The sequence below is a fragment of the Microbacterium hibisci genome, from assembly GCF_015278255.1.
GTDB classification, from domain to species: Bacteria; Actinomycetota; Actinomycetes; order Actinomycetales; family Microbacteriaceae; genus Microbacterium; species Microbacterium hibisci.
Genome location: NZ_JADIJC010000002.1, coordinates 62,323 through 85,500, shown reverse-complemented (window position 1 = coordinate 85,500; position 23,178 = coordinate 62,323). Strand labels below are relative to the sequence as shown.

At 69.9% G+C, this 23,178-nt stretch carries 18 protein-coding genes; 8 read left to right on the top strand and 10 right to left on the bottom strand.

The annotated features are described in order from the left end of the window. The 3 genes from IM770_RS04550 to IM770_RS04540 all read left to right on the top strand — a co-directional run. The coding region (locus IM770_RS04550) for a glycosyl hydrolase family 95 catalytic domain-containing protein (RefSeq protein ID WP_203579956.1) at nt 1-2,143 on the top strand (2,143 nt) is incomplete at its 5' end. After that, nucleotides 2,137-3,126, top strand: coding sequence for a LacI family DNA-binding transcriptional regulator (locus tag IM770_RS04545; RefSeq protein WP_203579955.1), 990 nt, complete (start codon nt 2,137-2,139; stop codon nt 3,124-3,126). The genes IM770_RS04550 and IM770_RS04545, both read left to right, overlap by 7 nt. A 72-nt stretch (nt 3,127-3,198) precedes the next feature. Then, the gene (locus IM770_RS04540; protein WP_203579954.1) at nt 3,199-3,804 is read left to right on the top strand and encodes a YesL family protein; all 606 of its coding nucleotides are present in this window, start codon (nt 3,199-3,201) and stop codon (nt 3,802-3,804) included. A 302-nt stretch (nt 3,805-4,106) separates the two neighbouring features. Here the strand turns inward: IM770_RS04540 and IM770_RS04535 are convergent, their stop codons facing one another. The 3 genes from IM770_RS04535 to IM770_RS04525 are packed head-to-tail and all read right to left on the bottom strand — an operon-like array spanning nt 4,107 to nt 7,864. Then, complete coding sequence (locus tag IM770_RS04535; RefSeq protein WP_203579953.1) at nt 4,107-5,855, bottom strand: type 2 periplasmic-binding domain-containing protein; 1,749 nt, start codon at nt 5,853-5,855, stop codon at nt 4,107-4,109. Between the two features lie 31 nt (nt 5,856-5,886). Then, nucleotides 5,887-6,843 carry a carbohydrate ABC transporter permease gene (locus IM770_RS04530; RefSeq protein WP_203579952.1) on the bottom strand — a complete coding sequence of 319 codons (957 nt, stop codon included), beginning with the start codon at nt 6,841-6,843 and terminating at the stop codon, nt 5,887-5,889. A 13-nt stretch (nt 6,844-6,856) separates the two neighbouring features. Then, nucleotides 6,857-7,864 carry an ABC transporter permease gene (locus tag IM770_RS04525; protein ID WP_203579951.1) on the bottom strand — a complete coding sequence of 336 codons (1,008 nt, stop codon included), beginning with the start codon at nt 7,862-7,864 and terminating at the stop codon, nt 6,857-6,859. Nucleotides 7,865-8,200: 336 nt separating this feature from the next. On the opposite strand from IM770_RS04525, the gene IM770_RS04520 reads away from it, so the two are divergent. Next, complete coding sequence (locus tag IM770_RS04520) at nt 8,201-9,208, top strand: LacI family DNA-binding transcriptional regulator (RefSeq protein ID WP_203579950.1); 1,008 nt, start codon at nt 8,201-8,203, stop codon at nt 9,206-9,208. 8 nt (nt 9,209-9,216) lie between these two features. Here IM770_RS04520 and IM770_RS04515 read toward each other — a convergent pair whose 3' ends face one another. Beyond that, the gene (locus tag IM770_RS04515; protein ID WP_203579949.1) at nt 9,217-9,888 is read right to left on the bottom strand and encodes a rhamnogalacturonan acetylesterase; all 672 of its coding nucleotides are present in this window, start codon (nt 9,886-9,888) and stop codon (nt 9,217-9,219) included. A 50-nt stretch (nt 9,889-9,938) separates the two neighbouring features. Here IM770_RS04515 and IM770_RS04510 point away from each other — a divergent pair, with 50 nt between their 5' ends. The 3 genes from IM770_RS04510 to IM770_RS04500 all read left to right on the top strand — a co-directional run bounded on the left by IM770_RS04510 (nt 9,939) and on the right by IM770_RS04500 (nt 13,959). After that, nucleotides 9,939-11,726: an ABC transporter ATP-binding protein gene (locus IM770_RS04510; RefSeq protein ID WP_203579948.1), complete on the top strand. Its 1,788-nt coding sequence runs from the start codon at nt 9,939-9,941 to the stop codon at nt 11,724-11,726. A gap of 155 nt (nt 11,727-11,881) precedes the next feature. Further along, entirely contained in the window at nt 11,882-12,976 is a 1,095-nt protein-coding gene (locus IM770_RS04505; protein ID WP_203579947.1) for a Gfo/Idh/MocA family protein, read from the top strand. After that, a complete protein-coding gene (locus tag IM770_RS04500; RefSeq protein ID WP_203579946.1) occupies nt 12,973-13,959 on the top strand; it encodes a glycoside hydrolase family protein in 987 nt (328 codons plus the stop codon). The genes IM770_RS04505 and IM770_RS04500 overlap by 4 nt, the downstream gene beginning before the upstream one ends. Nucleotides 13,960-14,028: 69 nt before the next feature. Here the strand turns inward: IM770_RS04500 and IM770_RS04495 are convergent, their stop codons facing one another. From IM770_RS04495 to IM770_RS04470, 6 genes are all read right to left on the bottom strand, one after another. Further along, the gene (locus tag IM770_RS04495; protein ID WP_203579945.1) at nt 14,029-16,725 is read right to left on the bottom strand and encodes an exo-rhamnogalacturonan lyase family protein; all 2,697 of its coding nucleotides are present in this window, start codon (nt 16,723-16,725) and stop codon (nt 14,029-14,031) included. Further along, on the bottom strand, nt 16,722-17,366 hold the full coding sequence (locus IM770_RS04490; protein WP_203579944.1) for a DUF1961 family protein: 645 nt from the start codon (nt 17,364-17,366) through the stop codon (nt 16,722-16,724). The genes IM770_RS04495 and IM770_RS04490 overlap by 4 nt, the downstream gene beginning before the upstream one ends. Beyond that, entirely contained in the window at nt 17,363-18,244 is an 882-nt protein-coding gene (locus IM770_RS04485; RefSeq protein ID WP_203579943.1) for a carbohydrate ABC transporter permease, read from the bottom strand. The genes IM770_RS04490 and IM770_RS04485 overlap by 4 nt, the downstream gene beginning before the upstream one ends. Further along, nucleotides 18,244-19,215 (bottom strand): ABC transporter permease, encoded by a 972-nt coding sequence (locus tag IM770_RS04480; RefSeq protein WP_203579942.1) that lies wholly within the window; start codon nt 19,213-19,215, stop codon nt 18,244-18,246. The genes IM770_RS04485 and IM770_RS04480 overlap by 1 nt, the downstream gene beginning before the upstream one ends. A 67-nt stretch (nt 19,216-19,282) precedes the next feature. Continuing rightward, nucleotides 19,283-20,824, bottom strand: a complete 1,542-nt coding sequence (locus IM770_RS04475; protein ID WP_203579941.1) for an extracellular solute-binding protein — start codon at nt 20,822-20,824, stop codon at nt 19,283-19,285. A gap of 78 nt (nt 20,825-20,902) precedes the next feature. After that, entirely contained in the window at nt 20,903-21,544 is a 642-nt protein-coding gene (locus IM770_RS04470; protein ID WP_203579940.1) for a YesL family protein, read from the bottom strand. A gap of 300 nt (nt 21,545-21,844) precedes the next feature. Here IM770_RS04470 and IM770_RS04465 point away from each other — a divergent pair, with 300 nt between their 5' ends. Further along, complete coding sequence (locus tag IM770_RS04465; protein ID WP_203579939.1) at nt 21,845-23,149, top strand: ABC transporter substrate-binding protein; 1,305 nt, start codon at nt 21,845-21,847, stop codon at nt 23,147-23,149. Nucleotides 23,150-23,178 lie beyond the last annotated feature (29 nt).

Sequence of the window (23,178 nt, the reverse complement as noted above, 5' to 3'; positions counted from 1 at the left end):
ACCGAGGAACGAGCGGAACGAAACGTCGCGCGTCCCGGCCGTTGAGCGACCGAGGAACGAGGGAGACGAAACGCCTCAGCGGTACGAACGACATCTGGATCTCACCACCGGCGTCGCGTCCCACGCGTACGCCGTCGGCGAGGTCGACGTGCGCCACCGGACCTGGGCCGACCTCGTCACGGGCGCCGTCATGCTCGAGATCACGGCGAGCGCGCCGGTGCGCGTGCGGCTTGAGGTCGGCTCGCTGCTGCGCCCGCGCTCCGCGCCCCGCTCGGCCGGCGGCGACCTCGCCACCGAATGGTGGCTGCCCGTCGACGTGGCGCCCGGCCACGAGGAGCCGGCCGAGCCGATCCGGTACGACGAGGACCACGGCCGGCACGGCGCGATCCTGGTCCAGTCCCGCGGCCCCGCCGCCGTGGCCGGCGGAGCGCTGATCTCGGAGCCCGCCACCACGCACCTCTTCGCCGTCGCGACCGCCACGGCGCCCCCGCTCCCCGGGGATCCGGCCGATGCCCGCGACGCGCTCGGCCGCGCGGCGGCGGTGCTGCGCGGCATCCGGGGATCCCTCGATGTGCACGCGACCGCCGCCGACCTTCTCGCCGCCCACGAAGCCGCACACGGGGAGCTCTACCGGCGCTGCGTACTCGAGCTGCCGGTGGCCGACGCCGACGCGGCGCTCGACACCGCCGAGCGCGTGCGGCGCGCCGAGGGGCACGACGATCCCGCCCTGGCGGCCCTCGCGTTCCACTACGGCCGATACCTGCTCATCGCGTCGTCGCAGCCGGGCGGGCTGCCCGTCACGCTGCAGGGTCTCTGGAACGCCGAGCTGCCCGGCCCGTGGTCGAGCGCGTACACCCTCAACATCAACATTCAGATGGCCTACTGGCCCGCCGAGACCACGAACCTCGCGGAGTGCCACGAGCCGCTGCTGCGATTCACCCGTCGCCTGTCCGAGACGACGGGGCCGGTGGTCGCTCGCGAGCTGTACGGCGCGGACGGCTGGGTCGCACACCACAATTCGGATGCCTGGGCCTTCGCCGCGCCGGTGGGCGCCGGTCACGGCGACCCGGCGTGGGCGAACTGGTCGCTCGGAGGCACGTGGCTCGCGCTGCACCTGTGGGAGCACTACGCGTTCGGCGGCGACCGCGCCTTCCTGCGCGACGAGGCCTGGCCGGTGCTCGCGTCGGCCGCCGCGTTCGCGCTGTCGTGGATCCAGTCCGACGGCGAGCGCTCGTGGACGAGCCCGTCGACCTCGCCCGAGAACCACTACCTCGACACCGCGGGCCGCGCGCGCGGTGTCGGCGAGACGGCGACGATGGACGTCGCACTGCTGCGCGAGCTCGCTGCGGTCTGCCGGAGCGCGGCCGCCGTGCTCGGCGCCGACGAGCCGTGGCTCGCCGAGCTCAGCGCCCGCACCGACGCGCTTCCCGACCCGGCGGTCTCGGAGCGCGGCGACCTGCTCGAATGGGATCGGGAGCGCCCCGAGGCCGAGCCGCTGCACCGTCACCTCTCGCACTTGGTGGGGCTCTTCCCCCTGGCGCAGATCACGCCGCAGGCGACGCCCGGACTCGCTCGCGCGGCATCCGAATCCATCCGGCTGCGCGGCCCCGAGTCGACAGGCTGGGCGCTCGCGTGGCGCGCGGCCATGCAGGCGCGACTCGGCGACGGCGACGCCGTGCACGCGCAGCTGCGCCTGGCGCTGCGGCCCGCCGACGAGTCCTCGCGCGAGCACCGCGGCGGGCTGTACCCGAATCTCTTCAGCGCCCACCCGCCGTACCAGATCGACGGCAACCTCGGCGTCACGGCGGCCATCGCGGAGGCGCTGGTGCAGTCGTTCCTCGAGCCCGAGCGGCACGACGCCGGCCCCGGGGACGACAGGCTCCCGGTCGGCGTGACGCTGCGGCTGCTGCCCGCACTGCCGTCGGCGTGGCCCGATGGCCGGGTGCGCGGCATCCGTTCGCGCGGCGACGTGACGATCGATGTGGAGTGGGCGGGCGGCGCGCTCGTGCGGGCGCGTCTTCGCGCGGGTGCGCGACCGGCGACAATGAAGGTGCACGGGCCGGGCGGCGCGATCGGCACGTACGATCTCGCCCCGGGAGGAACCCGGGTGATCGATGCAGGGGAACGGGGAATTCCATGGTGACGATCGCGGACGTCGCACAGGCGGCGGGCGTATCGATCTCGACCGTGTCGTACGTCATGAGCGGCAAGCGTGCGATCTCGCAAGAGACACGCGATCGGGTCGAGAAGGCCATCGACAGCCTCGGGTTCAGCCCGCACGCGGGCGCGCGCTCGCTGGCCTCGCGCTCGACGAACGTCATCGGGCTCCAGGCGCCGCTGCGCACCGGCGTCGACGTGCACGTCGTGATGCAGATCGTCACCGGCGTCGTCACGCAGGCGCGCAAGCACGGCTACGACATCCTGCTGCTGGCGAGCGACGACTCGAAGGCGCTGCAGCGCGCCGCGAAGGGATCGATGGTGGACGCGCTGCTGGTCATGGACGTCGAGTCCGACGACCCGCGCATCGACACCCTGTCGGGGCTGGGGCATCCGAGCGTCCTCATCGGCCTGCCGGAGGGGCGCCGCGCGATCCCCTGCGTGGACTTCGACTTCGAGGCCGCCGGCTGGCTGGCGGTGGACCGCCTCGTCGCCCTGGGGCACCGCCGCGTCGCCCTCATCGGCTCGCCGCCCGAGGTGATGACGCGCCACACGTCGTACGCCGACCGGCTGGCGCGCGGCTTCCTCGCCGCGTGCGACGCGAGCGGCGTCGTCGGCTCGGTGCACGCCTGCCCGAGCACCGCCGAGGCCGTCGCGACCGTCGAGGGCGTCATGGCCGAGAACCCCGACATCACGGGGTTCTTCGTGCACAACGAGGGTGCGCTCCCCCACGTCGCCACGACGATCACGCAGCGCGGTCGCCGCGACGACCGGGAGCTCGCGATCGTCGCCCTCTGCCCCGACGACGTCGCGCGCTCGGTGTCGGGCCTCGCCGACAGCATCGCCGTGCCCGCCGAGGCGATCGGCGCGGCCGCGACCGACATGATCTGCGAGATCCTCACCAGCGGAGCGAAGCCGGCCGTCCGCCTGCTGCCGCCCGCCCTCACCGGCGAGCCCGCGACCGCATGACCGTGCCGAGCGTGCCCAGCACAGCCCTCGATCACAGCGCCGCCCTCGATCGCGGGGGCGAGTGACGCCGGCATGCGGATCGACCCCGACAGCCGGGCGCTGAACGGCTTCTCGACGTTCCTGACCTTCGTCGCGCTGAACCTGCTCTACATCGTGCTCTGCCTGCCGATCGTGACGATCGGCGCGGCCACGAGCGCGCTCTACGAGGTGACGATCCGGTACTCCGACGACGAGAGCGGACGGCCGCTCAAGGACTACTTCCCGGCCTTCCGCGCGAACTTCGGGCGCGCCACCGTGCTCATGCTGTGCCTGCTCGCGCCCGCCGTGCTGCTCGGGTTCTCGAGCGTGTTCTGGTTCTCGCACCCGGCCCTCTTCGCCGGGGTGGCGGGCGTGGTCGCGGTGATCGGCGCGGTCTACCTCTTCGCCGCGTTCCTGTACGCGATGGCGCAGGTCGCCTACTTCCGCAACACCGTGGGCCAGACCCTGAAGAACGCCCTCCTGCTGCCGGCGGCCGAGCCCGTGCGCACGCTCGGCGTGCTCGTCATCCCGGTGACGGCGGTGGCACTCACGATCCTCTTCCCGCCGGTCGCGATCCTGGTCGCCACCATCGGCTTCTCCGTGGGCGCGTACGCGACGGCCTTCCTCTTCCGCAGCGTCTTCACCCGCCACGAGGCCTGACCCCCGCCGCCGCTGCGGTGACGGATGCCGCGGCCCCCGGCATCCGCGATCCCTCCTGCCTGCGCTATCCACGGCGCCGCGACCTCCGGCATCCGTCACCCCTCCTGTCTGTGGCACGACCCGTCGTTTCCGCGTCCGCACTCCCCCCATTCGGTTGGCGCAACACGCGGCATCGCGAGAGGCATCCCGCGTGTTGCGCCAGGTGAGGGCGACGGCGGGATGCGACGAGGGAACGCGGCGACAGGCAACATGACGAAGGGCTCGGGATGCCTCATCCCGAGCCCTTCGCCGTCACGCCGGTGTCAGCTGGAGAACTCCTCCGTCACGGCCAGGCGCTGGTCGTTCTGCGACTTCGCGTTGTCCATGTCGAACTCGAGCACCTGCTCGTAGCCGAGGCCGTTGGCGGTCTCGATGAGCTCGTCGCGCAGCGACTCGAACTGGGCCTCGCTCTCGGCGAAGACCATCTGCCACGAGAACTGCTTGATGATCTCCTTGACCTGGTTGCGCAGCGTCTCGATCTCGGAGCTGTCGGCGGGAGCGGTGAAGCTCGCACCCGGTGCGACGAGCAGCTGGTCGTTGGTCTCGAGGTACTCCATGGTCGAGGTGACGTCGCCCATGTTCGCCGACCAGTCCTCGGTCAGCGGGTTGGCGATCGTCGCCTGGTAGCTCGGCCAGAACGTGTAGCTGTACGGGAAGCCGGTCTCGGTGTCGACCTCGATCGGCAGCACCGCGCTGAGGTTCAGCGCAGAGACGCCGTCGGCGTACTCGCCGCCGCCCCATTCCTCGGGAACGGTCGCGCCGCCCTCGAGGAACACCTGCTGGCCGAACTCGGTGAGCTCGGGCTCGCCGGCGTCGTTGACGTCCCACGTGAGGCCCTGCGGGCCGGCCGACGCACCGGTCTGGCTGCTGTTGGCGTACGCACCCTCGGCGGAGTACAGCCAGTCGATGAACGCGGCGATGCGCTCGGGGTCCTCGGCCTTGGAGCCGATCGCGAACACCTGCTTGCCGCCGTACGCCTCGGCGCCGTACGAGAAGATGTTCTGGTCCTCGAGCGGAGCCATCTGGAAGCCCTTGCCGGCCGCCATGTTCTGGTCGGTGTTGAAGGCCGACTGGCCGAGCCAGGGCCACCACGAGAAGAGCACCTGACCGTTCTGGAACTTCGAGAACAGCGTGTCGTAGTTCTGCGTGGTCGACTCGGGGTCGACGAGGCCGAGCTGGTTGGCGTCGAAGTACAGCTTGAGGTTGCGCATGTACTCGCCCTCGGGGTCGAGGATGCTCTGGTAGTCCGAGCCGTCGGCCTTGGCCAGCACGAAGCCGATCTCGTCGTAGCCGTAGAAGCACGCGGGCTGCTTGGCCGTGACCATCATGTTGCCGTCCCAGTCCTTGAACAGCGAGAAGGCGTAGGTGGGCTGGCCGTTGTCGGCGGTGGGATGCGCGGCCTGCATGTCGGCGAGCACCGGCAGGAGGTCTTCGAGGGTGCCGATCTCGGGGTAGCCGAGCTCCTTGTAGTAGTCCCAGCGCACGTACGGGCCGAAGGTGGGGTTGAGACCCTCCGACGGCTCGGTCGGCTGCAGCGACGACACCGCCGACGGGAAGCCGAAGACGCCGTCCTTGCCGTCGTTGAGGTACTCGACGGCCTTGTCGAACTGCGCGGCGTTGTCCATGGCGCCGTAGAAGTTCGCCGAGTCCTGGACGAGGCCGCCCTCGATGAGCTCGTCGAGCTTCTCGCCCTTGTCGGTGATGATGAGGTCGCCCAGGTCGCCGGCCGCGACGCGCGTGTTGTAGAGCGTGTCACCGCCGCCCGCGACGTTCGGGGCGATGATGTTGAGCTTCATGTTGAACTTGTCTTCGACGACCTTGGCGAACCAGCCCTGCTGGACGCCCATGTAGTTCGCGAGGCCGTCGAAGACGTCGATCGTGATCTGCTCGTCCCACTTATCGGGGAACTCGTCGATGGGGCCCTGCTCGGCACCGCCGGCGCTGCAGGACGCGAGCGACCCGGCCGCGAGCAGCGCCACGACGGCCAGGGACACCTTCTTTCTCAGCTTCATTGCTTTCCTTTCTTGGTGGGACCGGCCGCCGTCATCCCTTGACGGCGCCCAGCATGATGCCCTTCACGAAGAAGCGCTGGAACAGGGGGTAGATGAAGATGATGGGCAGCACGACCAGCACCGAGACGGTCATGCGTATCGAGGTCGGTGTCTGCTCGGTGGCGAGCCCGGCGATCTGGCCGATGTTGCCGCCGGCGTTCTGCGCCGCCTGGGCGAGGCTCGAGGCCTGATTGATGAACATGTAGAGCAGGTACTGCAGCGTGTACAGGCTCTGGTCGGTGATGTAGATCAGGGTGTCCTGGAAGCTGTTCCACTGCGTCACCGCGCTGAAGATGGCGATCGTGGCGAGGATCGGCGTCATGTTCGGCAGGTACACCTTGAAGAACACCTGCAGGATGTTGGCGCCGTCGACCTCGGCGGCCTCCTGCAGCTCCTTCGGCATCGACTCGACGTAGGTCTTGGCGAGGATCACGTTGAACGGCTGCACCACGAACGGCAGCACGTACACCCAGAAGTTGTTGGTGAGCCCCAGCGTCTTCATGATGATGAACACCGGGATCAGGCCCGCGCTGAAGTACATCGTGATGATGAGGAAGCGGTACCAGAACTTGCGGCCCCACATGCGGGTCTGCGTGAACATGAACCCGAGGAACGCCGACGCGAGCACGGTGAGTGCCGTGCCGATGACGGTGCGGCCGATGCTGACGACGGTGGCCATGGGCAGGCCGGGGAGCTGGAACACCTGGGCGTAGTTCGACAGGTGGAAGTCGACGGGCCACAGGCGCACATCGCCGAGTGCCGAGACGTCGTTGGCGCTGACCGAGTTGATGATCAGGTAGTAGAAGGGGTACGCGCAGATGAGGGCGAACAGCGCGAAGAGCGCGTAGTTGCCGATGCGGAACAGGACGTCGCCGACGGTGGGGCGGTAGCGGGCGGACGTGTCGCCCTTCTTCGCGGTGGTGAGCGTCTTCGTCATCGTCGTGGTCATGACCGGGCCTTCCTCACACGATCGATTCGCCGCGGACGCGCTTGGAGATCGCGTTGACGGTGAGCAGGAGGGCGACCGAGATGAGGCTCTTCAGCATCCCGATCGCGGTGGCCAGCGACAGGCTGTTGCCGGTCATGCCGATGTTGTAGACGTACAGGTCGAGGACCTGGATCCACTCCTTGTTGAAGGCGTTCTGGAACACGTAGTACTGCTCCATGCCGTTGTTGAGGATGTTGGCGATCGACAGCAGCAGCAGCACCAGGTACGTCGGCATGAGCTGGGGCAGGGTGATGTAGCGCATCAGCTGGAAACGGCCGGCGCCGTCGATGCGGGCCGACTCGTACAGCGACTGGTCGATGCCCGCGATGGCGGCGAGGTAGATGATGGCTCCCCAGCCGAGGCCCTTCCAGATGCTCCAGAGCGTCATGGTGATCCAGACGTTCTGGTCGGTGTCGAGGAACTTGATGGGCGTCGTGATGAGCCCCGCGTCGTTGAGCACGTCGTTGACCAGGCCCGAGCTCGAGAACAGCGAGAACGCGATCATGTAGACGAGCACCCACGAGATGAAGTTCGGGAGCGCCGTCAGCGTCTGGACCGAGTTGCGGAACCACGGCGCCTTGATCTCGTTGAGGAGGATCGCGAAGAACAGCGGGAGCACCGAGGTCGCGATGCCGAGGAAGCTGATCGCGAGGGTGTTCATCAGCACCTGCCCGATCTGCGCCATCTGCGTCGGCGAGCTGACGAGCATCTGGAACCACTGCAGCCCGACGAACTCGCTGCCCTCGATGCCGAGCGCGGGCTTGTAGTCGTAGAGCGAGTAGATCCAGCCGTAGAGCGGCAGATACGAGAACAGGAACGCCAGCACCAGGAACGGCACGATGCACAGGAAGAGCGTGAACGACGTGCGACTGCCTGCGGGGCGGAGCCGGGGCCGTGGCCCCCGACGCTTCTTCGTGTTCTTCTCGAGGTTGTGGACCGCCGCCTCCTGGAAGACGGTCTGCGCCTGAGCCTGCGTGGTCATCGGACCGGGCCCGGGCGTGCGGCATCCGACGAGGGTGCCGCCGGGTGAGCATGACGCCGTTCCATGTCACTCCTTCGTGTACGTGGGGTGGCCCTGCCGCGAGCGACGCGGATCCAGGTTGCCATTGTCGAACCGCTTCGATTTCGAACCGCTTCGATTGAAGAGTAGGCGCGACTCCCGCCGTTCGTCAAATGTCATCTCGTAACGCCGGGGTAACGATCGTCCGTCGGCCGGGCGGGCGGCCCCTTCGGCGGAAAACGCCTACCATGGTCGGATCGGGCGCGCGGGGGCGTTCGCTCCCGGGCGCGCTCGGGCGATGAAGACAGGACCAGCGACATGAAGCGAGTCGGCATCCGCGATGTCGCCGAGCGGGCGGGCGTGTCGATCAGCACCGTGTCCAACGCACTGAACCGCCCCGACATGGTGAGCGAGCGCTTGGTGCACCGCGTCCGCTCGGCGGCCGACCAGCTCGGATACGTCCCGCTGCAGGCGGCCCAGCAGCTGCGCGCCGGCCGGTCGGGGCTGCTCGGCATGACCGTCATCAACATCGCGAACCCCTTCTTCGCCGACATGGTCGCGGGCGCGGAGGATGCCGCGTCGGCCGCGGGACTGCGTGTGCTGGTCGGCAACTCCAGCGACGACATCGCCAAGGAGCGCGACCACCTCGAGCTGTTCGAGCGCGTCCAGGTCGAAGGTGCGCTGGTCAGCCCGTTCGGACCGCTCGAGCCCTGGCTGGAGCGGCTGCGGGGTCGCGGCATCCCGGTCGTCCTCGTCGACGCGGTCGACGACACCGGCGAGCTGCCCTCGGTCTCGTTCGACGACGTCGCCGGCGGACGGCTCGCCGCCGAGCACCTCATCGCCGGCGGCCGACGGCGCCTCGCCTTCGTCGGAGCCCGCGAGGCGGTGCGCCAGGTGCGCGAGCGCCTGCAGGGTGCGCGACTGGCCGTCGCAGCCCACCCCGGGGTGACCCTCGAGCCGATCTGGACCGAGCGCACCACCTCCGACCTCGGGCGCGCGTTCGGCGAGCAGCTGGCCGCGCGCTCCCCCGCCGAGCGACCCGACGGCATCGTGACCTCGAACGACCACCTCGCGATCGGCCTCGTCCACGGCCTCATCTCGCGGGGCGCGCGCGTTCCCGAAGACGTCGCCGTCGTCGGATACGACGACATCGAGTTCGCGGCCATCGCGGGTGTGCCGCTCACCTCGGTGCGCCAGCCCGCACGCGAGATGGGCCGCACCGCCGCCGAACTCCTGCTCGCGCGGATCAACGGCACCGCCGGCACCGACCTCGGCAACATCGTGTACCAGCCCGAGCTGATCGTGCGGGCCTCGACGTCGGCCTGACGCGCCGCTCAGCTCACCAGCGACGATCCCCTCGCGGGCGCGTCGCCGTCGCGTCGCTCGATGGCCCGCAGCGAGCGCCCGACGAACGCGGCGATGCGGCGCGCGCCCCGTTCGTGGAAGTGCGTGTCGTCGGCGAGGCCGTCCGGCCACACCGGGTGCTCGCCGGGCGCGAAGTGGCTGAGGAGCGAGCGGGATGCCTCGGGGCCGAGGTCTTCGTACAGCCAGGTGGTGAAGGCTGTGAGGTCGACGATCGGAGCGTCGAGGTCGTGCGCGAGGTCGCGCACCGCGTTCGGGTAGTCGCCGTGGGTGGGCGTGACCCGGTCGCCGTCGAACCAGCGACGCTCGGTCGACGTGCAGAGCACGGCGACGGCGCCGCGTTCGCGGGCGTCGCCGACCATGCCGCGCAGCCGCTCGGCGTACCCGCCGCGCGGGTCGAGCTCGGGCAGCTTCTGGTCGTTGTGCCCGAACTGGAGGACCACGGTGTCGCCGGCGACGACGCCGTCGATCAGCCGTTGCCACGAGCCGTCGGCGAGGAACGACTCGGTCGTCGCGCCGCCGTAGGCGAGGTTGCGCACCGGGGCCTCGACGGTCGGCTCGAGGTACGAGCCCCATCCGGTCATCGGCAGCTCGTCGGGCTTCGGAGGGGCGACGGTGGAGTCGCCCGCCAGGTGGTACGTCATGTTCGCCTTCCGCGGGGCCGGGGTGCGGCATCCGTCAGTACCATGTCATCATGACGCAGAAAGCGTTTACCGGCGCCATCCGCACCATCTCGATCGCCCAGAACCCCCGTCCCGGCCGTTCCGTCCTCAAGCTGCTCGCGCGGCGGCCGGGTCGCATGACGCTGGCCCTCCTCGCGTTCGCATGCAAGGAGATCCCGCTGTGGTTCCTGCCGGTCGTGACGGCCGAGATCATCGACATCGTCGCCACCGGCGGCGACGTGTCGACCGTGCTCATCTGGTTCTCGGTGGCCGCGGTGCTGCTGCTGCAGAACTACCCGATGCACATCGTCTACACGCGCAACTTCATGACGGTGGTGCGCGACACCGGCGCCGACCTCCGCAACGCGCTCGCGGCGCGCCTGCAGAGCCTGTCGATCGGCTACCACACGCGCGTGAGCTCGTCGATCGTGCAGACCAAGGTGGTGCGCGACGTCGAGAACGTCGAGCTGATGCTGCAGCAGGTCACGCACCCGCTGCTGTCGGCGACGATGGTGCTGATCGGCGCCATCGTCATGACCGCCATCGCGGTGCCGCAGTTCCTGCCGGTGTACGCGCTCGCAGTGCCGGTCGCGCTCGTCCTGCGCTGGGCGCTCAGCCGCCGGTCGCGGGCACGCAACGAGGTGTTCCGCCGCGAGGTCGAGGGCTTCGCGGCCCGCGTCGGCGAGATGGCCTCGCTCATCCCGGTGACCCGCGCGCACGGCCTCGAGCGCACCGCGGTGTCGCGTGTGCAGGCCGGCGCCGACGGCGTGCGCCGCGCGGGCCTCGATCTCGACATGCTCAACGGCCACGTCGCGTCGATCTCGTGGGTCGCGATGCAGCTGCTGGGGCTCGGATGCCTCGTGCTCGCGGCGGTCTTCGCCCTCACCGGCATCCTCCCCATCACGCCGGGCGAGGTCGTGCTGCTGTCGACCTACTTCACGCTGCTGACGCAGGGCCTCACGTCGCTGCTCATGCTCATCCCCGTCGGCGCGCGCGGGCTCGAGTCGATGCGCTCCATCTCGGAGGTGCTCCAGGAGCCCGACCTCGAGCAGAACGAGGGCAAGCGCTCGGTCGCGAAGGTCGGCGGACACCTCGAGCTGCGCCACGTCTCGCACCGCTACGCCGGAGCCGAGGCGGATGCCGTGCACGACGTGTCGCTCGACATCCCGCCCGGCGAGACCGTGGCCTTCGTGGGCTCGTCGGGATCCGGCAAGTCGACCATGCTCAACCTCGTGCTCGGCTTCGTGCGCCCCACCTCGGGACGGATCCTGCTGGACGGCGCCGACATGCAGGAGCTCGACCTGCGCACGGTGCGCCAGTCGGTCTCGGTCGTGCCGCAGGAGTCGGTGCTCTTCGAGGGCACCATCCGCGAGAACATCGCGTACGGCCTCGACGACGTGTCGGACGAGCGCCTGCGCGACGCGCTGCGCGACGCGAACGCCTCGGAGTTCGTCGACCGGCTGCCCGAGAACTGGGAAACCGTCGTCGGCGAGCGCGGCGCGCGCCTGTCGGGCGGACAGCGCCAGCGCCTCGCGATCGCGCGGGCGCTCGTGCGCGACCCCCGCATCCTGCTGCTCGACGAGGCGACCTCGGCCCTCGACCCCGAGTCGGAGGAGCTCGTGAAGGAGGCCCTCAACCGCCTCATGAAGGGCCGCACCACCCTCGTGGTCGCCCACCGGCTGTCGACCATCCGTCAGGCGGACCGCATCGTGGTCCTCGAGCACGGCGAGGTGGTGGAGATCGGGTCGCACGCCGACCTCGTGGCGGTCGGCGGACGCTACGCCCACCTGCACGCGACCCAGGCCGGCCTCCCCCGCTGACCCTCCCGCCCTCCTGCCCCGGCGGCGGCCCGTTCGCAGTGGAGCCTGCGGCGAGGCCGAGGTGGGATAGCGCTTTCCGCGCACACCGCTTACCCTGGAAGGAGCGGATGCCGGCGGTCCCGGCATCCGTTCACGATCCACCCGAAGGAGCCACCGTGACCGAGTCCCTCCGCTGTGCCGTCGTGGGCACCGGCGCGATCGCCCACGCGCACGCGCGGGCGATCGCGGAATACCCGCACGCGGAGCTCGTCGCGGCGACCGACCTCAGCCGTGCCTCGGCCGACGCGTTCGCCGCGACGTACGGCGTGCCGGCGGTCTACGACGACCTCGAGTCGCTGCTCGCGGCCGAGCACCCCGACGTCGTCCACATCTGCACTCCCCCGGTCGCCCACCACGCGCAGACCCTGGCCTCGTTCGCGGCGGGCGCGCACGTCGTGGTCGAGAAGCCCCCGGCGCCCTCGCTCGACGAGCTGCAGGACATGACGGATGCCGCAGCCGCCGCGGATCGCCGCCTCGCGGTGGTCTTCCAGCAGCGCACCGGCACCGCGGCCGCCCACGCCAAGCGCCTGCTCGACTCGGGCGCGCTCGGCCGGCCGCTGGTGGCCCAGTGCCAGACCCTCTGGTACCGCGACGCCGCGTACTTCGCCGTGCCGTGGCGCGGCAAATGGGAGACCGAGGGCGGCGGCACGACGCTCGGCCACGCCATCCACCAGATCGACCTGCTGGCCTTCCTGCTGGGCGACTGGGCCCGCGTCGAAGGGCGGCTGTGGCGCCTCGACCGCGAGACGCGGACCGAGGACGTGTCGACCGCGACGATCGTGTTCGAGGGTGGCGTGGTCGCCCAGATGGTGTCGAGCACCCTCTCGCCGCGCGAGGTCAGCACGATCCGCATCGACACCGAGAAGGCGACGATCACCGTCGACCACCTCTACGGGCACGGTCACGACAACTGGCGCATCACGCCCGCCGCGCACGTCGATGCCGCCGAGGCGGCGACCTGGGCCCTGACCGACGCCGAAGAGCCCAGCGGCCACGCCCCCCTCCTGCGCGACGTGTTCGACGCGCTGCGCACCGGCGCTCCGCTGCCGCCGACCGCGGACGCGCCCGCCCGGTCGATCGAGATCGTCGCGGCGATCTACGCCTCGGCGACGGCCGACGGCGACGTGGTGACGCCCGCGGACCTGGCCGCGCACCCCACGCACCGCAAGAGCTTCGCGAGCTCCGTCATCGACCTGCGGCCGACGCGATGACCGTCGACCCCACCCTAGACCCCGACGCTCCGGCGCCCGGGGAGCTCTACCGCGACCCGGTCTACGACGGCGCGACCGACCCGACGGTGGTCCGCGACGCCGACGGCTGGTGGATGTTCTACACGCAGCGTCGCGCCACCCACCCCGACCCCGGTCCGGGCGTGGCGTGGGTGCACGGCTCGCGCATCGGCGCGGCCCGCAGCGACGACGGCCTCGCATGGAGGTACGTGGGCACACTGGAGCCGACCACCGCCGGCCCCGGCATCGGACCCGACCTGGCATTGCGCGAGGGCGCTCCTCCGGCCGCCGTCGACGAGACGCACTGGGCTCCCGAGGTGATCCACGACGGCACCCGCTGGCGCATGTACCTCACCGAGATCGACGGCATCCCGTCGGAGTGGGCCGGGCATGAGCGGCGCATCGTCGAGTACACGTCGGACGACCTGCGCGCGTGGACGCGGCGCGGACCGCTAGAACTCGCCAGCGACCTCGTCATCGACGCCGCCGTCGCGCGCTGCCCCGACGACCGCTGGCGTCTCTGGTACAAAGACGAGGCGGCGGGCTCGACCACGGCCGTCGCCGTGTCGGACGACCTGGAGTCGTGGCGCGCGGACGGCACGGCGATCGACGGCAGGCCGCACGAGGGCCCCTTCGTCTTCGCCCTCGCCGGCACGTGGTTCATGCTCACCGACGAGTGGCGCGGCATGGCCGTGCACCGCAGCGACGACGCCGTCCGGTGGGAGCGTCAGGGCGGAGCGGATGCCGTCATCCTCGGTGAGAGCGGACCGCCCCGCGACGGCGTGCAGATCGGCCGGCACGGCTCGGTGGTCGTGGTCGACGACGAAGCCCGCCTCTACTTCTTCACCCACCCCTGGTGGGACGGCAGCGAGCTCGAGGACGCCGACGAGCGCAGCCACCGCCGCAGCGCCATCCATGTCGCACGCCTGCGCGTCGTGGACGGCGCGCTCGTCGCCGAGCGCTGATCCCGGCGGCCGCCGGTCGGCACCATCCCCCTCCCGCCTGCCGCGAAGGCAGGCGGGAGGGGGAATCGCTCAGCCCGGCAGCCGGTCGCCGATCAGCGCCAGGTTCTGGATCGCGGCGAGACCGTACTGCGCGACGTCGTTGGTGCCCACGCTGGGCGCCTCGTCGACGGGGTTGAGGACCGCCGGGCCCTCGATGCGGCGCAGCACGAAGTCGCGGCGGTGCACGAGCCACTCCCCGATGCCCTCGAACGCCTCCCACGCGCGGTCGGCGAGGTCGGCGTCTCCCGTCGCGGCGGCGGCGAAGGCGGTGAGCCGGCTGTGCGCCTGCTCCAGGTGGATCCCCGTCAGGCGCTCGCCGACGGCCGCCTCCTGCTCGGCAGGCGAGGCGAGGTAGAGCCGGCAGTAGTCCAGCCACGCGTCGCGGAATCCCGGGACGTCGACCAGCGAGATCAGCTCGCTGCACACCTCGACCAGCCCGAAGACGGCGCTCAGATGCGAGACGGCGATCCGGTCGCGCGTGGGATCGAACCGGCCGGCGTCGATGTCGTACAGCGCCTCGCCCGTCAGGAAACCGTGCGGCAGCGCGCCGATGTCGGCCATCGTCCCGAGCAGCCGGTCACGGGAGCGCTCGTTCCCTGTGCGCTCCCAGTCGGCCAGCCACGTCGCCGCCAGCGCGCCCCAGTCGGTCCCGAGTCCGACGGCGAGCGCGCCGCGGTCGGGACGATAGGTGGCGGCATCCGTCCGCACCTTCCGCGTCGGGTCGGTGTCGAGGAACCGCGCGTCGCTGTCGCGGAGCTCGGTCAGCAGGTCGCCCACGCGTTCGTCCGCCGTCAGGTAGTAGAAGATGCGACGGTAGATCGGGCTCGAGATGCGCAGCTGCTTCGCGCTGCAGCCCCAGTGCTGCACGTTGTGCCGTGAGCCGAGGCCCTGCCACCGACCGAGGTGGTACACGTCGACCTCGCCGGTGTGCCTGGTCATCGCCTCGGCCAGACGGAACACGTCGGCGCGACCGCTCCGCAGATACGAGTACCACAGCCACAGATCGGGTGAGAGCTCGCTGTTGTCCCACGCGTACCCGCCGACGTCGTAGCGCCAGACGTGCCGGTCGGCGTCGTAGGCGTGCATGACGTCGCCGTAGTTCCAGAACCCGTACCAGCGACGCTGGTCGATCTGGCCGAGGTAGAAGTCGAGCAGGAAGTCGAGGCTATCCTCGATCTCGGCCCGCGCGGGGGTGGACCGGTCGACCGGCGCCCAGTCGCCGAACACGCCGACCGCATGGAGGTGCTCAGGCGTCGGCTGCAGCAGCGGCGGCCGCTGCACAGCCGCGACCGCGGTCGCCACGTCGTCGATCGCCGGCGTGGCCGCGTAGGCGAACAGCGTCAGCTCGTGGGTGCGCGCGACGCCGTGGGCATCGCCGAATCCGGGCTCGTAGTCCTCGTACGTGATCTCGAGGGCCTCCAGCTGGGTGGCGAAATCCTCTTGGCCGAGGCCGTCGTGATAGAAGCGCAGGTCCATCGGGCGCGCTTCGGGCGCGTACAGCCACGCGGTCAGCTCGGCCCGCTCTTGCGCGGCGCGCCGCACGTCGAGCTGGCCGGGATGAGACTGCCAGAACGAGCGGATGCCGACACCCAGGCCGCCCTCCGGATCGCTGACGGCGACATAGCCCTCGGCGCGCGTCCCCGCGCCGGCGTCGATCCAGGCATGGCCGGGCGCCGTGCGCTTGCGGATCGCGAACCCGTCGGCGCTGAGCTGGGTGAGCGTGACGTCGTTCCAGGCGGGGATGAGCTCCAGCCGGCCCGACACCTCCGGGTTCCATTCGGCGGGCGGCGGCGTGGCCTCGCCACGGATCTGGGCGCGTCGCACGTCTTCGCCGGGATCGCGGCGGAGCCCCGTGAGCCCCCGGACGGCCTCGGCGAAGAAGCCGCCGTCGGCCCCGGCGAGGCGGACGTGGCGGTCGTGGAGCGGAGCGCGCAGCGGAACCTCGGCGCGCAGGCCCAGCCCCGCGAGGAAGTCGGTGTCGGCGTCGCCGTCCCACACGACCGTGTGAACGACCCGGATCTCGGCCGAGCCCGCCACGACCACGAACCGGACGGTGAAGGGCAGCAGCTCGCGCGGGGCGTCGCCGCCGGCTGCCGGTTCCTCTGCGTGCACCCCCTCCACCCGCACGACCGCGCGGATCGGGCCCTCCTGCTCGACCACGACGGACGAGACACGGGAGCGGAGCGCGCGCCGCGGGCCGGCGCCGCCGTCCTCGGGCACCTCGTCCTGCCAGAGGCTCACGAACCGCACATCCTCGGCCACCCTGCGGCCGTCGCGCACGATGCGGCGGCAGACGGTGTCGACCGCATCCGGTCCGGGCACGGCGAACGCGACGTCCAGGACGCCGTTCGAGACCACGACCTCCGCCGCGTCCCGCTGCACCGCCACGGCGCCGCCGGCACGGGTCGCCACGGCGTCGGCGCCGGCGGGGCCGCCGGCTGCGGCATCCGTCGCCGTCTCCTCGGTCGCCACCACCTCGTACGCGCCCGGCGCATCGACGGCGCCCAGAGCGCAGCCGGCCCATTTGAGCGAGCCGTCGGGCCACGACGCGAGCGGCCAGAACTGCGCGGGTGCGGCGTCGCCGTCGACCGCACGCAGACGCAGCTGCGCGGGCGTCGCGACCGCGCCTCGCGGAAGCGGAACGCCCCAGGTCGCGCCGGCCGTGAGACGGGCCGGCGGCGCGTCGTCGAGCCAGCGGAGGGGGATGACGAGATCGGATGCGGTCACAGGGCGTGAACCTCCAGGTTTCGGTAGCAGGCGGTGAGCGGCGACATCTGCCGGAAGCCGAGGCGACCGGCGCGGACGCGCGGGCCCGTGGACTCGTCGTCGTCCCACGCGAAGAGCGGCAGGTCGTCGATGGCGAACGCCACGTGGCCGGCGTCCTTGACCACCTCGATGCGATAGAACGCCTCGCGGGCGTCGACCACGGGCGGCAGCGGATCGGCGCCCTGGCTCACGAGGTGGAAGCCCGGCGACTTGCGCAGGTTGCACGTGTGGAACGCGCGCTCGTCCTCCCACCGGCGGCGGAAGTACGACACGTGCAGCGTGCGGATGTCACTTGAGTGGTACTGCGGATACCGGCCGGCGCGAGGCGCGACGCCGGCGTCGAAGATCCCGCCGCCGCCCGTGGCGGACGCTCCGAAGAACAGCATCGCGAGCCCGGGCTCCTCGCGGGGCGAGAACTCCCACGTGATGCGCACGCGGTCCGGGAAGACCTCAGGACACCACATCGTCCAGTGATCGTCGCCGCCGCCCGAGCTCGACAGGAGCAGGCCGCTCTCGGCTTCCGCAACGGCGACCGGCCCTTCGGCCACCCACCCCTCGAGATCGGATGCCGATTGCAGCTCGTTGCGATAGAGCAGCGTCATCCCTTCACCGATCCGATCAGCATTCCCTTCGCGAAGTGCTTCTGGAGGAACGGGTAGAACAGGATGATCGGCAGCGTCGCGACGATGATGACGGCGAACTTGATGCCCTGCGCGGGCGGCAGCTGCGACGGATCGGCCTCGACGACCGAGAGGTCGGTCGCCACCGTGACCTGCCGCAGGAACATCTGCAGCGTCCACATCGAGCTGTCGTTGAGGTACAGCAGCGGCGACATGAAGTCGTTCCAGATGCCGACGGCGTAGAACAGCGCGAAGGTCGCGAGGACCGGCTTGGACAGCGGCAGGATGATCCGCCAGAGCGTCTGCATCTCGTTCGCCCCGTCGATCTTCGCCGACTCCTCGAGCTCTGCGGGGAGCTGCTGGAAGAAGTTCTTGATGATGATGAGGCTGAACGGGTTGATCGCCATCGGCAGGATCAGCGCCCAGTAGTTGTTGAGCAGGCCGAGGTCCTTCACGACGAGGAACGTCGGGATCATGCCGCCGCCGAACACCATCGTGAACACGACGAGGGCCAGGATGATGCGACCGCCGGGGAGGTTCGCCTTGCTGAGGGGGTAGGCCATCGTCGCGGTCAGCATGAGCTGTACCACGGTGCCGACGGCCGTCACCGCGATCGTCGTCACCAGCGCCCGGAGGAACGCGGGGCTGGTCAGGATCGCTTCGTAGGCGTCGAGCGAGAAGGTCTCGGGCCAGAGGAAGAACGACCGCGTGGCGAGCTCGGACTCGGTTGCGAACGAGCCCGCGAGCACGTAGATGAACGGGACGAGCGCGACCACGCCGATTCCGACCATGAGGACGACGTTGAACACGTCGAAGGCGCGGCCGGCACGCGTGTTGAAGCGGTATCTCTCGCGAGCCATCAGAAGATCCCTGCCTGGTTGAAACGCTTGGCGATCCAGTTCGCCCCGAAGATGAGCACGACGCCGACCACCGCCTTGAACAGGCCGACGGCGGTGCTGTAGCTGTAGGAGCCCTGCGTGATGCCCATGAAGTAGACGTACGTGTCGAACACGTCGGCGACGGAGCGGTTGAGCGAGTTCGTCATCAGGTAGATCTGCTCGAAACCGGTGTTGAGGATCTGCCCCATCTGCAGCACGAGCATGACGATGATCGTGGGCATGATCGACGGCAGCGTGATGTGCCAGACGCGCTGGAATCGACCTGCGCCGTCGATGATGGCGGCCTCGTACTGCTCCTGGTCGACGGTGGCGAGGGCGGCGAGGAAGATGATCGTCCCCCAGCCGGTGTTCTTCCAGATGTCCTGGAGCACGATGATCGGCCGGAACCACGCGGGATCGGCGAGGAAGTTCACCTCGGTGCCCAGCACGCCGTTGATCAGCTGGTACAGGGGCCCGATGTCGAGCGCGAACAGCAGGTAGGTCAGCGACGCGACGACGGTCCACGACAGGAAGTGCGGGATGTAGATGAGCGTCTGCACGGTGCGCTTGAGGATCATCAGGCGCATCTCGTTGAGCAGGAGCGCGACGACGATCGTGAGCGGGAAGGCGATGAGCAGGCTCAGGAACGCCAGGATCAGCGTGTTGGCGAGCAGTCGCGGGAAGTCGGGACTCGAGAAGAAGTCCTCGAAGTGTTGGAACCCGACCCACGGGCTGTCGGCGATGCCGAGGAACGGCACGTAGTCCTTGAAGGCGATGACGGCGCCGAACATCGGCCAGTAGCGGAACAGCAGGAAGTAGACGATGCCGGGGAGCAGCAGCAGGTACAGCCACTTGAACTGCGTGAAATGCACCCGGACGCCGCGGCGGCGCCGGCCCTGCTTCTCGACGGTGAGCGTCTCGGTCGCCGTGACGGCGGTATCGAGCATTGCCATGGGAGAACCTCTCGGGGCGGATGCCGGGGGCCCGGCGAGGGCCGCAGCCCCCGGCATCCGTGTCCGATCAGGAGTCGGCGTCTGCCAGCTCGTTGATCTCGGCGATGACGTCGTCGCCGCCGCTGGAGCGCCAGAGCTCGACGGCGTCTTCGAGACCGTTCAGGTCGATCTGGCCGGCGATGTACTGGATGCGGGCGTCGGCGACGATCGTGTCGAGCTGGGCGCCCTTGGACACGTAGGTCTCCGACACGTACGGCGCGGACGGGTCGAACTCGGCCAGCTCGAGGTCGGCGGCCTCGATGGCCTTGCGCTTGTCGTACATCTCCTGCTCGTAGTCGGTCGCCTGCTTGGGGAGGTAGCCCTTGAAGCCGTTGACGTTCATGCCGAGCTGCGAGTAGCTCATGACGGTGTCCTTCAGCGCCTGCGGAGCGTCGGCGATCGCCACGGCGAGGTCGCCGTCGAGCTCGTACGTGACACCCTCGATGCCGTTGTTGAGGATCGGGCCGGCCTCGTCCGAGTTCAGCTTGTCGAGCACCTCGAGCACGCCGCGCAGCTCCTCCTCGGTGCGCACCTTCGCCTTGGGGATGGCGAGGAAGCCGCTATACCCGGTGGTCGGGAGCGCGTGGACCTCGCCGTCAGGACCCTCGAGGTTGCCGCCGATGTCGACGTAGTTCTCGAAGTTCTCGGGGTCGGACTCCTTGAACAGGTTGATCAGCACGCCGGCGCGCGAGTGCACGTCGAGGATGATGCCGCCCTTGCCGGTGAGGAAGGGCTCGTTCCACTTGGCCGAGTCGAAGGTGGCGTAGTCGGGGTTCACGACGCCCTCCTCGACCAGCTGGCGCTCGAACTGCACGGCCTCGAGCCACTCGTCGGTGGTGAAGTTGGGCACGAGCTCGCCGTCGCGCTCGGTCCAGCGGTTGCCCGCGCCGTACCAGGTCTCGATCGCGTCCCACGGGCTGTTCGTGCCGATCGTGCCGGGCCACTTGGGGATGATGAGGCCGTAGGTGTCGTCGGCGCCGTTGCCGTCGGGGTCGTCCTCGGTGAAGGCCTTGGCGACGTCGTAGAGCTCGTCGGTGGTCGTCGGGACCTCGAGCCCGAGGTTCTCGAGCCAGTCCTTGCGGATGATCACGGCCTCGCGGATCACGTCGCGCGCACGGAAGACACCGTAGACCTTGCCGTTGATGCTCGACGCCTTCTGAGTCTCGGGGAACGTCGTCGCGAGGTTCGGGTAGTCCTCGAGGTAGTCGGTGAGCTCCCAGAACGCGCCCGCCTCGGCGTTGCGCACGAATCCGGGATCCTTGCCCTGGATCACCATCACCTGGGGAAGGTCGTCCCCGGCGAGGGTGATGTTCACCTTGTCGCCGTACGACGAGTTGGGGACCCACGTGATGTCGAGGTCGACGCCGAGGACGTCCTCGAGCGCGGTCTGCACCTCGTTGCCCTCCTCGGGGGCGTTGGTCACGAGGTAGGGCGCCATGATCGAGAGGCTGTCGAGCTCGGCGGCCTCGACCTCGGCGGCCGTGTCGCCGCCGGAGCCGGAGCAGCCGGTGAGGGCGAGGGCTGCGACAGCGGCGATGCCGATGCCGATGAGGGGCTTGCGGTGTTTCATTGGTGACTCCTTCGTTGGAGGTGGGGAGGTGGCGAGGGGTGAGTCTGCGGATCGGGCTGGGAGGAGGAGGCGGTCCGATCAGGGCGCCGTCGAGGCGGCTTCGACGGCGCGGTCGTTGGCGGTGAAGAACGAGAAGCACATGGTGGTGCTGAGAACGAGCCAGCCGCCGACCGAGAGGAACGGGATCATGCCCGGAAGGATGCTGCCCGCCGCCGTCACGACGACGGCGCCGAGGAGGAGCAGCACGACGTGCGGGACGTTGCGCACCGCCCAGCGCCCCGCGGTCGGGAGGTAGGCGCGGAGCGCCAGGTCGTAGTGGGCGTACATCACCGCGGCGATCGTGGTGATGGCGAACGCCGCCGCCAGCGCGACGGCGCTGACCACGCCGAGGAACGAGGCGAGCGAGCCGGCACCCAGCTGCCCGGCCACGCTGGCTGCCAGGGCGCAGGTCGCGATCGCGCCCGCGCCGAGGGCGCCGTTGGCCCGCCAGAACTCTCGGCGCCACGCGCTCGCGAAGGTGCGCGCCACGGGGAACAGCTCCCCCCGCAGCCGGCGACGGGTCACCTCGGCCGCGGCCACCGAGGCGGGGATGGCTCCGAGCACGACGGCCCCTGCAAGGGTGAAGAACCACCACAGCGCGTTGACGACGACGATCCACCAGATCCAGTCGAACGCCGCATGGGCGCGCAGCGCCCAGGTGGGCGTTCCAGAGTTCGTCATCGAGCTCTCCATCGTTGTAGTGGACGCGGCAAACGGTGGGAATACGTTTTCCGTTTCCGGGCTCCGAGTACGTTAGCCCGCTGCTCGCGACCCCGTCAACCCGAGCAGGCCCCGTTACTGAATCGTTCTAATTTTTCGGATGCATGTCTTGCGAAACGTTTTTTTTGGAGGTACCGTAGCGGGCAAGCGCTTTCCAATCACGGCCCGATCCGCACCAAGAAAAGCGCCCCCACACCGCAACACAGACGACGAACGTCTCGCGCGCGGACAGCGAACGCAGACGTTCAAGAGAGGACAAGGATGTTCAGCAAGAAGCGGGCATTCGCCGTCGCCGCGATCGCGGCCGGCACCGCCCTGGTGCTCGCCGGCTGCGCCGGCGGCAGCGACGAGGCCCCCGAGGCCGACCCCACGTTCGACCCGAACGAAGAGGTCACGCTCGACCTCGCGTTCTGGGGCAACGACGTTCGCGCCGAGCTCTACAACGAGGCCATCGCCGCCTTCAACGAGGAGTACCCGAACATCACGGTCAACGCCACGTTCCTGACCTTCCCCGAGTTCTGGGAGAAGCGTCAGACCGAGGCAGCGGGCGGCAACCTGCCCGACGTGATGCAGTTCGACTACTCGTACCTGCGTCAGTACTCGCAGAACAACCTGCTGCTCGACCTCGACCCGTTCCTGGGCAACATCATCGAGACCGACCCGCTGCCGCAGAACATCCTCGACATCGGCGTCGTCAACGACGTCACCTACGGCATCCCCACCTCCACCAACGCGTGGGCTCTCTTCACCAACCCCGTGCTGCTGGAGCAGGCGGGCGTCGAAGAGTTCGAGGGCGGCAGCTGGGAGGACTACACCGAGTGGATGGGTGAGGTCACCGACGGCGCCGGCGGCGCGTTCTGGGGTGGCGGCGACTACACCGGCCGCATCCAGAACTTCGAGCTGCAGCTGCGCGCGGAGGGCGAGAACCTGTTCAACGAGGACGGCACCGCCGGCTTCGACGAGGAGCGGCTCACCGAGTTCTGGGAGTCGGGCGCCCCGATCCGCGAGGACGGCATCGGCATCCCGCAGCAGCGCGTGGAAGAGGTCGCTCCGAAGGGCGGCTTCGACAGCGCCCTGACGGCCAGCGAGCTCACGTGGGACAACTTCGGCGCGGGCTACCTCGCGGGCCTCGGCGAGGGCTACACCGAGCTCGGCCTCATCGCTCCCCCGATCACGGAGGAGGGCGCGAAGGACCTGTACCTCAAGCCCTCGATGCTGCACACGATCTCGGCCAACACCGAGCACCCCGAGGCGGCGGCGACGCTCGTCAACTTCCTCGTGAACTCGCCCGAGTCCGGTGAGATCTTCGGCACCAACCGCGGCCTCCCGGCCTCGGAGACCGCCCTCGAGGCGGCCGAGCTCGACCCGCTGAGCCAGCAGGTCAAGGACTACGAGGCGTCGATCGCCGACCGCCTCGGCGACGCCCCGCCCGTGCCGATCGTCGGCTACGGCACCCTCGAGGAGAAGTTCCGTCAGCTCGGCACCGAGCTCAACTTCGGCACCGTGACGGTCGACGAAGCGGTCTCGCAGTTCTTCGCCGAGATGGACGTCGTCCTCAACCAGTGACAGTCTTCCGGGTCCGGGCGTACGATGCG